6 protein-coding genes and 3 pseudogenes are annotated in these 15,117 nt (G+C 61.0%); 5 read left to right on the top strand and 4 right to left on the bottom strand.

Annotated elements, in window-relative coordinates; translation table 11 throughout:
* Positions 1–105 precede the first annotated feature (105 nt).
* From ACYQ6W_RS22060 to ACYQ6W_RS22045, 4 genes and pseudogenes are all read left to right on the top strand, one after another.
* Positions 106–213 (top strand): annotated as a pseudogene (locus tag ACYQ6W_RS22060) (IS6 family transposase); the annotation flags it as partial.
* A gap of 88 nt (positions 214–301) precedes the next feature.
* Positions 302–4,600 (top strand): Hint domain-containing protein, encoded by a 4,299-nt coding sequence (locus ACYQ6W_RS22055; protein ID WP_459678379.1) that lies wholly within the window; start codon positions 302–304, stop codon positions 4,598–4,600.
* A gap of 354 nt (positions 4,601–4,954) precedes the next feature.
* Positions 4,955–11,350, top strand: a complete 6,396-nt coding sequence (locus ACYQ6W_RS22050; RefSeq protein ID WP_459678377.1) for a hypothetical protein — start codon at positions 4,955–4,957, stop codon at positions 11,348–11,350.
* Positions 11,351–11,983: 633 nt separating this feature from the next.
* Positions 11,984–12,154, top strand: coding sequence for a hypothetical protein (locus tag ACYQ6W_RS22045; protein ID WP_459678375.1), 171 nt, complete (start codon positions 11,984–11,986; stop codon positions 12,152–12,154).
* A 100-nt stretch (positions 12,155–12,254) separates the two neighbouring features.
* Here ACYQ6W_RS22045 and tnpC read toward each other — a convergent pair.
* The 3 genes and pseudogenes from tnpC to tnpA all read right to left on the bottom strand — a co-directional run bounded on the left by tnpC (position 12,255) and on the right by tnpA (position 14,648).
* Positions 12,255–13,786: pseudogene (tnpC, locus tag ACYQ6W_RS22040) on the bottom strand (IS66 family transposase).
* Positions 13,787–13,899: 113 nt separating this feature from the next.
* Positions 13,900–14,250, bottom strand: coding sequence for an IS66 family insertion sequence element accessory protein TnpB (gene tnpB, locus ACYQ6W_RS22035; protein WP_459678373.1), 351 nt, complete (start codon positions 14,248–14,250; stop codon positions 13,900–13,902).
* Complete coding sequence (gene tnpA / locus ACYQ6W_RS22030; RefSeq protein ID WP_459678372.1) at positions 14,247–14,648, bottom strand: IS66-like element accessory protein TnpA; 402 nt, start codon at positions 14,646–14,648, stop codon at positions 14,247–14,249. Before tnpA ends, tnpB begins: the two co-directional genes overlap by 4 nt.
* Before the next feature lie 33 nt (positions 14,649–14,681).
* Between tnpA and ACYQ6W_RS22025 the strand changes: the two genes are divergently transcribed.
* The gene (locus tag ACYQ6W_RS22025; RefSeq protein WP_459678370.1) at positions 14,682–15,023 is read left to right on the top strand and encodes a hypothetical protein; all 342 of its coding nucleotides are present in this window, start codon (positions 14,682–14,684) and stop codon (positions 15,021–15,023) included.
* Between the two features lie 14 nt (positions 15,024–15,037).
* Here ACYQ6W_RS22025 and ACYQ6W_RS22020 read toward each other — a convergent pair.
* Positions 15,038–15,117 (bottom strand): annotated as a pseudogene (locus ACYQ6W_RS22020) (IS5/IS1182 family transposase); the annotation flags it as partial.

The raw sequence follows: 15,117 nt of genomic DNA, 5'->3' as shown, positions 1-15,117 counted from the left end.
CCGAACCTCAGGGCTGAATTTGTTCGTCGTCTTGCTCGTCATAGCTCCACTCTACTTGGAAGTTGGAGCCTCCGGGAAACCCGGTGCGGTTCACATCGATGAACAAAGCGGTTGGTGAGGCCTGGTCTCGGCTTCGGAAGGCTGGCGACCGCCCGACAAACAGTGGCTGGCTATGAGGCGATGGCGATGATCAGGAAGGGGCAAGTTCAAAGCAGTATGCCATCGGCACTAACCAAAGAATGGACACGTTTACGATGCTGTGGCAATTGTTCCCCTGACAACCCTCGAGGACCGGCCAAACATGACTGTCACGAATATCACGTCCGGTCAGGTTAGTACCGATTCCGTTTCGTCAGGAGACACGGTCATCGTATACAACGATGGCCGGACTAGTGGCGGCTATCTTTTTTCAGGTGCTTCCGAGATAGTCTCGTCCGGAGGCCAGGCCCAATATATGGTGGTCGAATCCGGGGCGGTGATTTTCGGCTCTCAGGGCGCCATCATTAGCCATTCGAATATCCGAAAAGGGGGCTCGGAGGTCATTTACTCCGGCGCTACAGCAATTTCCGCGTCGGATCAGTATTATGGCACGGAAATTTTGTCGGCCGGAACGAGCATCGCAACTACAGTCGAGAGCGGTGCTGTGGAAGCCATCTCGTCTGGCGGGGTAGCTAGTGGGACCAGAGTGGTCAATGGCAGCGCCATTGTGTATGGCGGCGGCACGACCACCGGGACGGTCGTGACAGCCGGGGGTTCCCAGATCCTGTCCGGCGGCACAGGATTTGATACTGTAGTTTCCTCGGGTAGTTTCGACATTATCGCGAAGGGACTGGATCAAGGAGACACCATCTATACTAGCGGCGCGGAGGTCGTGTCATCTGGTGCAACCGCTGTCTCGGCCGTGCTCAAGGGGGGGTCTCTTTTTGTCGGCTCCAGGGGCACTGCCGTGGATACGATGATCAGCTCTGGCGGCGTGGCTTATATCTATTCCGGCGGGAGCGCCGTCGGTACCGTAGTCTCGTCGGGCGGCGCGGTTGAGCTCTACGGTGGCACACTGACCAGCGGCGTGATGACGGCGTTCGTGGCGGACAGCACGCTCACGGTCTCAGGGCAGGCGCTACAATCGGGCGGCAAGCTCAATCTCGCCAACGTCACCGTCAGCAGCGGAGGCACATTGCTTGTTTCTGCTGGCGGCCTTGGCCAATCTATCTTCGTGGCAGATGGCGGCAACCTAGTTGTTTCAAGCGGCGGCAGCACCCAGAACGCAGTAATTAGCAGTGGGGGAACGGAACGAGTTCTGGGCGGGGGCACGAGCCTTTATACGCTCGTCTCCGGTAACAACTTAGGAGGTTCCGACGAATTTCTCCTGGTTTCTAGCGGGGGCACATCTATTAGTGCTACAGCGATCGCGAGCCTCAACGCAGACGCGATCGTCGTCGCAAGCAGTGGCGGCACGCTGATCAGCACCTTCACCAGCAGCGGTGGCACGGTATACGTGTCGTCTGCCGGGACCTCTCTTCAGACCCAACTCCTAAGCGGCGGGACTGAATATATATGGTCGGGTGGGACCGCGATCGGATCTGTCGTTTCCAGCGGTGGGACCGAGCAAACGGTCGGGCGCACAATTGGGACAACACTGCTCAGCAGCGGCCAGCAGCGCGTCTATGACGGAGCCGGTGCGAGCGGGACCCTCGTCGGTAGCAACGCAGTGCAGAACGTCTATACGTCGGGGCTGACGACCGGAACGGTCATCGGTTCTGGTGGAACGGAGAAGCTGTCTGCTGGGACCAGTATTGCGACCACTGTCAGCACCGGTGGCTTTGAATATGTGTCCTCCGGAGGCATTTCTGTCCAAACGGTCGTGAGCTCGGGCGGCACAGAAGTTATCTACAGCCGCGGCGAAGCTAACGGTACGGTGGTGATGGCTGGCGGCTCGCAGATTGTCTCAAGCGGGTCTGCGTCCGGAACAGTGGTGTCTTCCGGCGGCACCAACACGATCATTGCCGGGGTCGGCCAAAGCGAAAAGATCTCCGCCAGCGGTAGCGAAATCGTCTCCTCTGCTGGGACTGCGACATATGCCGTAGTGAGTTCCGGCGGTGTTCTGACAGTTCTGTCACGCGGAACCGCGCTGAATGACACGATCAGTTTCGGCGGCAACGTTGCAATTTCCTCTGGAGGGAGTTCGATAGGCCTTACCGTCTCCAACGGCGGTGTCCTTTACGCCTTCTCAGGAAGCACTCTCTCGAATACCATCATCAGCTCCGGCGGCGAAATAGCCATCTTTGCTGGTAACCTAGGCAGCGGTGTCGAATCGAGTTACCAGACGCCGTCCGCCATCACCTTGTCTGGGCAGACGATTGAGGCGGGTGGTGTCGTAGATCTTATTGGGGGAGTGGTCAGTAGCGCCGGAACCCTTATCGCGACATCTGATTCGTTTGTGCAAGCGGTGCAGGTAATCGGCGGTGGCAATCTCATCGTCGCCGCCGGCGGGAGCAGCATCGGTGCGATCATCAGCAGTGGCGGCACCGAGCAGGTGCAGGCCGGTGGCACGAGCCTCTTCACGCTCGTCTCTGGCAACAACCTTGGCGGTTCGACGGAATACCTAGTTGTTTCCAGGGGTGGCGTGTCAATCGGCACGACCGCGGTCGGAAAACTAGCCGCCAAAGCTATTATCACCGCCGATAGCGGCGCGGTTCTTAGCGATACCGTTGTGAGCTACGGTGGCACCGTGTTTGTTTCCTCTGGCGCTACCACCCTATTCAACGCAATTTCCAGCGGCGGGAGTGCTTCGATCTCCTCAGGCGCCATCGCCTTGGATACCGTCGTCTTCAGCGCCGGTACTGAGATAGTTATGGGCTCGGCGTACGGCGCAGTTCTTAGCAGCAGCGGAGTGCAACAGGTCCTGCAGGGTGGTTCCGCCACCAGCACTCTTGTAAGCAGCGGCGCCGTACAGACGGTGTATGCCTCCGGCTTGTCGAGCGACACGCTCCTGAGTTCCGGTGGGACAGAAATTCTATCGGGCGGTACAAGTTTCGCGACAGTCGTCAATTCGGGTGGCACTGAAGTCATTTCATCTACCGGCGTCGCCTCAAACACGATACTCAAGACCGGGGCGACTTTCTGGAACTATGGCGGCCCGACAAGCATAACGACCAGTGCTACCGGAACCGTCATCAACAGTGGTGCCATTTTCTACGAGATATATAACGCAGCAACTGTCAGTTCGATCGTGATGAGCGGCGGAACTGAGATGATTGGGAATGCTGTAGTCGCTATCTCCGCCTCTCCCACGGCCTCTAGCACAGTGCTTTCCGGCGGGACACAGATTGTCGCTAAACGAGGACAAAGTTTCAACACCCTCGTCAGCAGCGGTGGCGTAGAGCTGCTCGTCAGTAGCGGTGTGGCGACTGGCACGATCGTTTCGAGCGGGGGAACGCAGATCGCGAGGGGAGGAACGAGTTTCGGGACACTCTTGTTGAACGGAACCCAGACGATAACCTTGAGCGGCTTGACGTCAGGCAGCGTCGTTGCCAATGGCGGGTTTGAGTACGTTTCGGGCACAGTTCTTTACGCCGGCTATGCCAGTGCCACCGAGGTGCAGGGCGGTGGCAGTGAGGTTTTGATCTACAATGCGCTGGGAACAAGGGACAGCGTCTTGTCCGGCGGGAGTATTATCGTCTCGTCCGGCGGCACTGAGCGGTCGGCAGTGATCAATGGCGGCTTTTTGGAGGTGGGGTCCAGTGGGTCGTTGAGCAGTGCAGTTACGTTCATTAGCGGCGGCACGCTGCAAATTGATGATGCGACGGCAGTGCCGTCAACCTCGGTCGTCATTTCTGGCTTCGCACCGGGCGACATGATTGACTTTTCCTTTCTCGACTATAATGGCACCGGAGCTAGTGCTTCCGTGAGCGGCGACACGTTGACGATCATATCCGGAAGCTCAAGTTATAGTCTCACAATTGCGGGCGCATCAAGCGACCAATTTGAGCTCATTTCGGACAAAAACGGCAAAATGGCGATCGAAAGCCTCTGTTTTTATCCCGGTACGAAGATACAGACCCCGAGGGGTGAAGTGGCGGTAGAGGATCTTGTTGTCGGTGACCTAGTAGACACGCATGACCAACGGGTGATGCCGGTGCGTTGGATCGGTCATAACAAGGTTACGACTCGATTCGTCGATCCGTTGCGTGTCTTACCCATCCGCATCAAAGCTGGCGCACTTGCTGACAATTTGCCTCGGCGTGATCTTCTAGTTTCTCCCGACCACGCGATCCTAGTTAGCAACATCCTCATACAAGCCGGCGCGTTGGTGAATGGCACCAGTATCCTCCGCGAACGCGATGTGCCGGAATGTTTCACCTATTACCATATAGAGTTGGCGGACCATGTATTGCTGCTCGCCGAAGGCTGGCCAGCAGAAAGTTTTGTAGACAACGTTACACGGCTGCATTTCGATAACTGGACGGAGCACGAAGCTTTGCATGGTTATCGGCCTATCGCGGAAATGCACGTGCCACGCGCGCTATCCCGCCGCCAGGTTCCGCCCCAAATTTGGCAAGAAATTGATGCGCGAGCGGTTAGGTGCCGCGAACTTTTGTAAATCCGTCCTTTAAATCAGGAGCTTAAGTCTAACGGCGGTCGGAAGGACGTTCTGACGCGTTTAATCGGAAGATTTGTCCTGCCGCAGCGCCTGATGCTGCGGAAGCGCAGCAAGATTTAGCCAGATGCTAATGGGCTGACCTCCAAAGACGAGCGACTTTAAAGATCGTGGATGTCAAGCTAGGCGCTGTCGCCCATAGACTAATTTGTCCTCAGGTTGATATTGAAATCAAAATTTTCCTTAGAAACATGAGGAATGTCATCAATAGAAACGGAACGTAGATCAACCGATAAGCTCTAGATGACAGCGCGTTTATGTGCGAGCATTGCCATAATCTATCATCTCGGAGCCGATATGCCCATCGACCTGACAGCGTCTCTTCCGCCCGTTAGAGCCTTCATCGGAAGACGCCCGGGTGGCACACGTGTGTTGCTGCTGAGCGGCGTGTCTCTTCTCGTCTTTTCTTTTGCAAAGGACCTTGGCCGCCCTGCGCAGGCGGCATCCCTTCATCAGGTCGAAACGGGATCAAACGGCGTTAACGGCGAAGTCCTGTTCAACATCCGCACGCGGGAACCAACCGCAGGCACCGATGCTCAAGGCATTTCCAGCACCGTAACGCTGCCACTTAGCGAGAACGCCCCGGCCGTGAACCTCGGTTCCGTGGGTGGCAGTGGCGGCCGGGGCGATACTGCGGTTATCCGTAACCAACCTGGCGCCCATGGTGGCAACGGCGGAGACATCAGCCTGACGTCTACCGCTACCATATCCGGCGGCACGAGCCAGACGGCAGGAGCGGCCCTGATAAACGTCTACAGCCAGGGTGGCCGCGGCGGCTTGGGCTTTGGCGGCTACGGCTATGGCGGCAATGGCGGCACGGTTGGGCTCACCCTTGATGGTGATGTTGTCGCATCCGGCGACTATGTTGCCGCGATTCTGGCGCGGTCACTCGGCGGCAATGTCGCGGGGGATCGTTTTGGCTGCATCGATTACGGATGTGGCTTTGGGGGCACTTATGAGAGCGACGCGGCTACGCAGACCGGGGGCAATGGAGGTCCCGTCATAACGACGATTGGCCGTGGGATCTCCGTTACGAGTTTCGGAAATAACGCACCAGCCGTAGTTATGGAATCCGTTGGCGGCTTCGGTGGTTCTTCTTTCGGAAACACCAACTGGTGGGCCACGAATGGCGGCTCAGCGGGTGCCGTGACCTTCACTAACAACGGCACGGTGCAGACCTACGGTGCGAATTCCGTGGCTGTGTTGCTGGAAAGTGTGGGTGGACAGGGTGGTACGGGTGGTCCGCATGGAGATCAGGGCGGCGCGGGCGGCAACGGTAGCACGGTAGCGGTGACGAACAACGGTATCATCACGACGCAGGGGCCATATAGCCCCGCACTTGCTGCGATTTCGGTAGGTGGCAGTGGTGGTGCCGGTGGGAGTGCCATTATCGGTGGTGCCGGAAATGGCGGTGCCGCCGTTCGGGGCGGTACTGTGGATGTGACCCAACGAGGCATCATCACTACCACCGGGCAGGGCTCCACCGGGCTGCTCGCGCAGAGCATTGGCGGCGGCAATGCGCTTGACGCCTTCCAGTTCACGGCGCCCACGACACGAACTGCGGGTGGTGGTGGCACCGGAGGGCGCGGCGTCTTTCTTGCTGCGGGCGGGGATGGCGGCGCCGGCGGCGATGGAGGTGGGGTAACGGTGCGCAACACCCTCGGAAGCAGCATCAGCACCACGGGAAATGCAGCCTTCGGCGTTCTTGCACAATCCATTGGCGGCGGGGGCGGGACCGGCGGCGCTAGCAACAGCTCGTCGCCCCTCGTCGCCTCCGCACTTGGCGGTGGCGGAGGGAGCGGAGGCAATGGCGGCAGCGCCGTCTACACCGGCAGTACCGGCAGCACCGTAACTACCTCGGGTACGGACTCCACGGCTGTGGTGGTGCAATCGGTTGGCGGGGGCGGCGGCGCAGGCGGTATCGCCTCCGCTCAGACCGCAGGAGTGAAGGTCAGCGTCGCCATCTCCAAAGGTGGCTCCGGCGGTAAGGGCGGAACGGGCGGCACCGTTTCAGCTTCCAACAACGGTACTCTGACGACAGCAGGCGACAATGCGATGGGCCTCATCGCGATGAGCCTGGGCGGTGGCGGCGGTGTGGGGGGCAATTCCTCCTCCATTAACATTACCCTCCCACTTGTTGATCCTACCGGCGAGGCCGACGCCATCCCAAACTTCAACATCAGCTACGTGGATGGCGGCTCTGGCGGCGATGGCGGAGCGGGCGGTACTGTAACTGTTCGTAACGGCATGGACTTCGGCGCCGCAGCCACGCTCATTGATACCAGCGGCACCGGCTCTATCGGGCTGCTGGCTCAGAGCATTGGAGGAGGAGGCGGCAACGGCGGCAACGCGCAATCCTATTCGCTGTCGATCGCGCCAGTTTCCCCTTCGATCACCGTCAACACCACCGTGGGGGGCACTGGCGGCAAGGGTGGCAATGGCGGAACGGTGACGGTAGAGAACGGACGGGGCATCGTGACCAGCGGTGACGATGCCATCGGCATTGCGGCGCAGAGCATTGGTGGCGGTGGGGGCAATGGCGGCTCGGCCTCCACCACCGCCGACACGATTTCGCTCAAAAACAGCGTCACGGTGACGACCGGGGTGGGCGGCACCGGCGGCGCCGGCGGCAATGGCGGCTCAGTCACAGTCACGACAACTCCAGCTGGAATGGTGACGACCGAGGGGGATGGCGCGGACGCAATCCTCGCTCAGAGCATCGGTGGTGGCGGCGGCAATGGCGGGAGTTCCCGAACGACCGCCGGCGTGCTCTCCTTTGACAAGACACTCAGCGGGATCGCGGAAAGCGTCCCGCTCGGCGACAGTGTCAAAGCGACCACCTCCGTTGGTGGTTCGGGCGGAGTCGGCGGCTCTGGCGGCTCGCTGAGCATCACCAATACCTCCCAGTTGAGCACCAGCGGCATCAATGCAACCGGGATTACTGCGCAAAGCGTCGGCGGCGGCGGTGGTAACGGTGGTGTCAGTTCTGGTAGTGCAACATCGACCCTAGAAATTACAACTAAGATCGGTGGAGGCGCGGGTTCGGGCAATGCCGGCGGCCAAGTAACCGTAGAAAACGGGATCAATAGCTCAGGTGCAGTCGCGTCCATCGTTACGAGCGGAGACGGCTCAACAGGGGTCTTGGCTCAATCCGTGGGCGGCGGCGGCGGCAATGGCGGCAGTGCCACAGCCAGTACGGGATCGATGCCAGACAAAGTGGGCCAACTTTGGACGACCTTGAAGGGAACAGTCTCGAAAACTATCGTGGACAATTTCCTGGATCGTGAAGCCGCGTCCGGGAAGCTCGACGCGAACGCGACCGAGGAGCAGAAAGACGAGCAATATATCAAGGACTTCCTGTCCGAAGTTCAGGACAGCGAGGTGTACAAGGACCTTGCAACGCAATTCAAGAATTCGAACTTCTACAAAGAGGCGCAGGCGGAAATCAACGGGCTGAAAACCTCCGTCTCTAATTATGTCGAGAATATCCAATCTACCAACGTCGAGCTACCGAAGGTGACTTTAAGCACGGCCGTCGGTGGCAATGGCGGCAACGGCGATGTCGGCGGAACCGTGCTTGTGTCGAATTATGGTCTGATCCAGACGCAAGGCAGTGCGTCTCCGGCGATCGAAGCGCAATCCATCGGTGGTGGTGGCGGTAATGGTGGCGTGGCGACCGCGACTGGCAGCAATGACACAACAATCACGCCAACGATGGGGGGCAAGGGCGGCTCTGGCAATCTCGGCGGTACCGTCCGGGTGGATAATTTCGGTACGATCACGACGCAGGGTGCTGAGTCGGCCGGCATCCTGGCCCAGAGCATCGGCGGCGGCGGCGGCACGGGTGTGGGTGCGGTCGACACCAGCAAGGCCAAAGCGCTCGCGGTGAATGGCGTGATCGGCGGCAACGGTGGCAACGGCAATAACGGCGGCGCAGTGACGGTGACCAATAGCGGCACCATTGCTACGCAGGGCAAGGATGCGGATGGCCTTGTTGCACAGTCCATCGGCGGCGGAGGCGGTATGTTCGTGATGAACCCCACCGCTGGCGTTACGGCATCGGAGGAAGAGGCGGCCTCTGACATCGAAGCCGAGCTTTACGAAGCGCTCGGAATCGAGCCTCTCCCATCGACAACGAAAAGTTCGACCTCCAGCGACACAGAGGCCGCCAAACAATCTGGCAGCCTGACAATCGGCGGAAGTGGCGCGGCTGGCGGAGACGGCGGCAGCGTGAAGATCACGGAAAGTGGACGGATTGCAACCACGGGAGACACGGCCTTTGGCATCATCGGCCAGTCAATCGGCGGCGGTGGCGGTATCGCAAATGATCCCGTGGCACCCGGTGAGAAAGAAATTAATGTGGGGATCGGCGGATCGGGGGGTGCGGGCGGTAATGGCGGCGCTGTCTCGCTCACGCTGAACAATGCCGCGGGTGTTTCGACCGCGGGTGCGGGTTCTAATGCCGTCGTCCTGCAGTCCATCGGTGGTGGTGGCGGCCTGAGCAGCGCCCCCGTGGTGCAGAATGTGAAACTGAACTTCGCCAAACGCGACACGACGAGCAACGGCAACGGCGGCGACATCACGGTCCGCGTCAATGCCGCCACGATCAGCACCACCGGCGAAAACGCCAATGGAATCTTCGCGCAGTCGATCGGTGGCGGCGGCGGCGCAGTGATCGTCACGGGCGGGGATCCCATCCCCTTCGCCCCAAACAGCACGCCCTCTGGCACGGGCCGCGGCGGTTCAATCACCATGGCGATTCAAGGCACGGTGAGCGCCACGGGCACCAACGCCTATGGCATCTTCGCTCAAAGCGGGCGACAGGCCGCGAATGGGGCGATCGTCACCCCGAGCAACAATCCGATCCTGACGGATTCCGACGCCGCTACTGCCTTTGCGCGAAGTCAAAACACGAATCTCTCCAACGGCAGCATCGCCATCATTGTAGGCGGGACTGTGACGGGCGGATCCGGAGAGGGGGCAGCTATTCGCGTGGATGGCGGACTTTACAACGTGATTGATGTTCAGCCGAATGCACTCATCAACTCGCTATCCGATACGGCAATTCTTGGCGGCTCGGGTCAGGAATGGGTGAACAACTACGGCACGATTGCCGGCAACATCAACCTGGACGATGCCAGCAGCCCGCGCAACACTCCGAATTTCATCAACAACATGGTGGGTGGGACACTGATCACAGCCGCATCCGGTCAGATCAATCTTGGCAAGAACGGCCTTCTCGACAACGCCGGCACCCTCAACGTCGGGGGCTCCGCCTTCATCGGCGCTACCGCAATTACAGGAAATTTCGAGAACACGGGCACAATCCTCGCGGACGAAGATTTTGCGAATCAAACAGGCGACACCCTCACCGTTTCCGGAGCCGCGCGCCTCAATGGCGCGATTAACGTCAATCTCCTAGATCTCCCAAGCGTATTCGATCCGGGTAACATGCCTGTATCGCCGTTTATCGCTGCAGGTGAACTGCAGGTAGGTGCGACGGTCACTCCGAGTGTGGTATTGAACTACCGTACGGTCGCCATTACCCCGAATCAAGCTGGCATTCAGATTGCGAGCGCAGACTTTATGCCTAGCTCTGTCTCATCCTTGCCCGAGACGACGGATGACGACATTGCGATCGCCAATGCCCTACAGGAGGCATGGGACAAAGGTAATCTGGAAGACTTGTCCTCCTTCTACACGCTGCTCGGCGGTATCTCTAATCCGCACGAGTATGCGGATGTGCTCGGAGTGGCCGCAAATGAGGGGGCGGCTGTGCCGCCCGCAAACATCGTCTACGATGCGCAGACCTTCCAGAACACTCTGCACAGCTGCCCTGTCTTCGTGGAAGATACGACGCTACTGAACGAGCAGGATTGTGTTTATCTCCGCAACATTGCCTCTGCGTCTAATCTAAGCACAGACGCGGGGACAGACGGCTTCCACACCTCAGGTTATGCAGTCGAATTGGGTGGTGAGAAGGAAGTCTCCCCCGGCTGGTTCTTGGGCGGGGCGATTGCACCAGGCCAGAGCTGGACGCGTAACTCCTCTGGCTCGAGCAGTTCCAGTAGTGACACGGTCGATATCGGCATCGTTGCTAAGCATTTCGTGACCAGCCGCTTTCTCCTCGCGGGATCTCTCAGCTATGGAAACGTGAGCTCAACGCAATCTGACTATGATCCCTTCTATATGGCAACGAGCACGGCCGAGCAGGAACTCAACCGTATGACAGCGCGGATGCGTGGGGAGTACGATATACCCTTCCGCGACTGGTACATGCGCCCGATGTTTGACGTGGATGTAACCTACGCGCATATGTCGCCCTATACGGAAAGCGGCGGCGGTGCACTCGACATCAGCTACAAGGCGACTGACAAGGCGACACCAGACTTCTCGCCAACAATGGAATTTGGGGTAAGGCTCGATCACGGCAATTTTGTCGGCCGCCTCTACACGGATGTGGGCATGACTTGGTTCGTGAACCCAAAATGGCAACAAGAGGGAAGCTTTGTCGATCTCCCTGGCGAGACCTTTTTGACATCCGCCGAGGTACCTGCGCTTGTCGGCCGCTTCACCGTGGGCGCCCAGATCTATGCATGGAAGAACGTCGCCGTACAAGCTCAATACGATGGCACATACGCGCCATCTTACACGGAGAATATGGGAACTCTCCGCCTGGACTATCGTTTCTAAAGGATCGCGGTCAGTTGATAGATCTGGCCGCCCTTTGAAGATTCTGTCAGCGTTCGCGCCCAAGACCTGGTGATATTGGCCAGCGCAATGGCTTCACGCTGAGACGAGGAGTGTCGAGGCAAATCGCTACGATTTGGGAATCTCATGCGTCCTGCAACTGGTGTGGCTGCAGGACGCCTGCTTATTTTAAAGCGGAGAAGATAGTGAAGTTCATTGTAGGCTGAGTAGAAGCGGGCTGAAGCAAAAGCTTCAAATCCCTTCATCGGTCCGTAGCGGCTTTTGTGGCGACGGTGGTCCTGCTCGATACAATTGTGGAGATATAGGCTGGCGCGATGCCGGACTTGCCCCTTCCTGATCATCGCCATCGCGTCATGGCTAGTTTGCGTCGTGCTGTCGGCAGGCTCCGGCCGCCTCGCTCCGGCATGGCGGCCCCGCCGGCACCTGCCAGGCAGCCCCCGACGGGCGGCCGCTGGAAGTGGCCGAACGCGGGATCGGCGGCACCGGCCCTCTGCAACCGAAAGCCCCGCCCGCGCAGCCCGGCACGCCCGAGCCGACGGGTGTCGCCGCGATCATCACGGGCTTCGGTAGCGTGTGCCTTGCGGGTCTCGAAGTGGGCTCGCGCCCGATCTCGCCGTGTCGGACGACGGTGCGCCCGCCGCCGAAACGGCGCTCCGCGCCGGTCAGCGAGCGGCGCTCATGGCGCGGTGGCAGGATGGGCGGCCCGTGACCCAGGCGATTGCGGTGCGCCATGAAGTCGTGGGACCGATCGACTGTATGGTCCCGGGATGTGGTGTGACGGATTGATCCTAAATCGATCTGGCTCTTTGATGTAAGCGTCGCGGCGGGAGCACGGGGCTTGGGTTTGGCGGGTTGCAGGCGCGACAGGGTTAGGAGGGGGCGATTGTCACGCCGCCATGGGGGCGGAGGTGGCTGCGGCGTTCGGCGCCTTCCAGTTCCACGGGAGCAGGCTGTCCAGGTCGTTCGCCTTTGTGCGCCCTGAGACGATGCGTTCCAAGACGTCGGTCAGCCACGCCATTGGCTCGACGCCGTTCAGCTTTGCCGAGTTGATCAGCGTCATCGCGATCGCCCAGTGACGCGCGCCGCCGTCGCTGCCCGCGAAGAGCGCATTCTTTCGGTTGAGGGTCACCGGCCGGATCGCGCGCTCGACAACGTTGGTGTCCATCTCGATGCGACCGTCATCGAGGAAGGCGACCAAGCCGGGCCAATGGCGCAGCGCGTAGCGCATGGCCTTCGCAAGGTCGGAGCTGCCCGGCAGACGCGGCAACTGCTCCTCAAGCCACGCGTGCAGAGCCTCCACGATCGGCCGACTTCGGGCATCGCGCACCGCACGCCGATGCTCGGCTGGGGAGCCACGGATCTCGGCCTCGATCGCGTAGAGACCGGCGACGCGTGCCAGCAGTTCCGCCGCCATCGGTGATTTGGTGGAGGCATGGAACTGGTAGAAGGCGCGTCGCATATGCACCCAGCAGAAAGCCAGCCGCACCGAGCCGTCGGCGCGCTCGCCCGCCAGCCGCTTGAACCCGTCGTAGCCGTCCACCTGCAGCACACCGTCGAACCGGGCCAGATGTGCCGCCGGGCGGACTGCCTTGCGATCCTCGGCATAGACGTAGGCGACCGCCGGATGCGACGGACCGCACCAGGGGCGGTCGTCCACCGCGTAGCACCATAACCGGCCTGTTTTGGTGCGTCCGCGGCCGGGGTCGAGCACCGGCAGGCCGGTATCATCGGCGAATACCTTGGGTGAGGAGAGCACCGTGCCGACCACCAGGTCATACAGTGGTGCCAGCCACCAGCACGCTGTGCCGACCCAATGCGCCAGGGTCGAACGATCAAGAGCGATGCCCTGCCGCGCCAGCATCTGTGCCTGCCGATACAGCGGTAGCGAATCGGAGAACTTACTGACCAAAATATGCACGATCAGTGCCTCAGTGGGCATCCCACCTTCGACCGGCCGCGCCGGAGCCGGGCCATCACCACAGCTTCCTCGCAGGTCCGGCAGGCATATCGCGGGCGGCGGGTGACGCGCACCCGCAGTTGCGCGGGGACGATGTCGAGTTGCTCGGTGCACAGCTCGCCGATGCGGTGCATCGCCCCGCCGCAGCACGGGCAATTCTCCGGTGCCGCGTCGATCACCACCTCGTAGCGCGGCAAGTGGGCAGGCAATGCGCCATGATTGCGCGCGGCCGACTTCGCGCGCCTGTGCGCCGGGAGGTCATCGGTCTGAGCGCTGTCCTGGGCCGCCTGGTTCTCGGCGATCGTCTGCTCCAGATCCTCCAGGCCGAGCTGCAACTGCTCGTCGGTCAGGTGTTCGGAGCGGCGTCCGAATTGGTGGCGGCTCAAACGCTGGATCAGCAGGCGCAGACGGTCATTCTCGGCATGCAGTTCGCCCCGCTGCTGGAGCACGGTCCGCAGCATCTGTTGCAACAGCGCCGGGTCGTCCGGCAGGGCGTCGATGTCGATCTGCACGCGGCGATGATGAACCAGCTCGCCGCGTCGAAGCGAGAGATAATGTCGACAAAGTGCGAGATTTAACCAGCGAGTTCGGGCCGCCGCGGCTTCACCGGTGCCCGCCACTCGCAGCCGTCAAGCAACGCCGCCAATTGCACCGGCGAGAGCTGAAGCCGTCCTGTCGTGGTGGCGGTCGGCCAAGCGAACTGGCCGTGCTCCAGCCGCTTTGTCAGCAAGCACAGCCCAACGCCATCATGCCAGAGCAGTTTGATGAGCCCGGCGCGGCGGCCTCGGAATGCATAGACGGAGCCTTCGAACGGGTTCTCGGCAAGGCTCTCCTGCACCAGCATCGCCAACCCGGTCATGCCTTTACGCATGTCCGTCACCCCACAGGCCAGATAGATGCGCAGCCCGGATGCCAGGGTGATCATCGCCGCCTCAGCGCATCCAGCACACGCCGCAACGCGGCACCATCCACCTGCGCATCGACGCGCACGACGATCTCGCCCGGCAGCATGATCTCCATGCGCCCCCCGGAGCACGATGCCACCCGTATATCCGCCATATCAGGCGCCGGCACGGCAGGCTCGGTGGTCGGAGGCGTGGCCGCAACCTCCACCGCCGTGAAGCGCGGCGCGGCCCGCGTCAGCACCGCTGCCCGCACGCCGAGCACCTCCTGCCGCCATGTGTAAAGCTGCCCGGAGCTGATCCCGTGCTTGCGCGCAACCTCCGTCGGCGTCAGCTCGGCGCCGTAGCTCTCCGCGACGATGTCGCGCTTCTGATCCACCGTCCAACGGCGACGCCTCTCGCCACGGGTGATGATCTCCACCCGTTCACTCCGAGTGCTCCTACGATTGGTCGTATGACCGCTCTCATCCGTGGCAATGATGTCTGGCGCCTCGTCCATCCGCGCTTTGCATCACAGCGCTCCCGTGCGCCGCAATGTGCCGGTGCCGCGACGCTTACGAAAGGCGCAGGGATGGTGGAGGTTCAGCTGCGCCTGCAGAAGGCTCTCGTGGCGCTGGGGCGGCTGGGTGATGCGGATGTTCAGGCCGCGGCACGAGAGCAGGTGGCCTTTGCCAGGGCGCGGGCGGAGGCCGCCTTGGACCTGGAGGCCGAGCGTCGCCGCCTGCAGCGGGTGGGTGAAGAGGTAACGGCGATCTCGCCTGCTGTGCCAATTTTCCGCGGTGCCGCGTGGCCGTAACCTAGGGTTGGGACTCATAACCAGTAGCTGACGACCGCCGCGATGCAGACAGCGGCGTGGAAGTTTGTGGCGAGCCGGTCGTAGCGTGTGGCGA

The organism is Acidisoma sp. 7E03 (assembly GCF_054665075.1).
The sequence above is the reverse complement of the archived record's forward strand: the minus strand, read 5'-3'. Positions and strand labels throughout refer to the sequence as shown.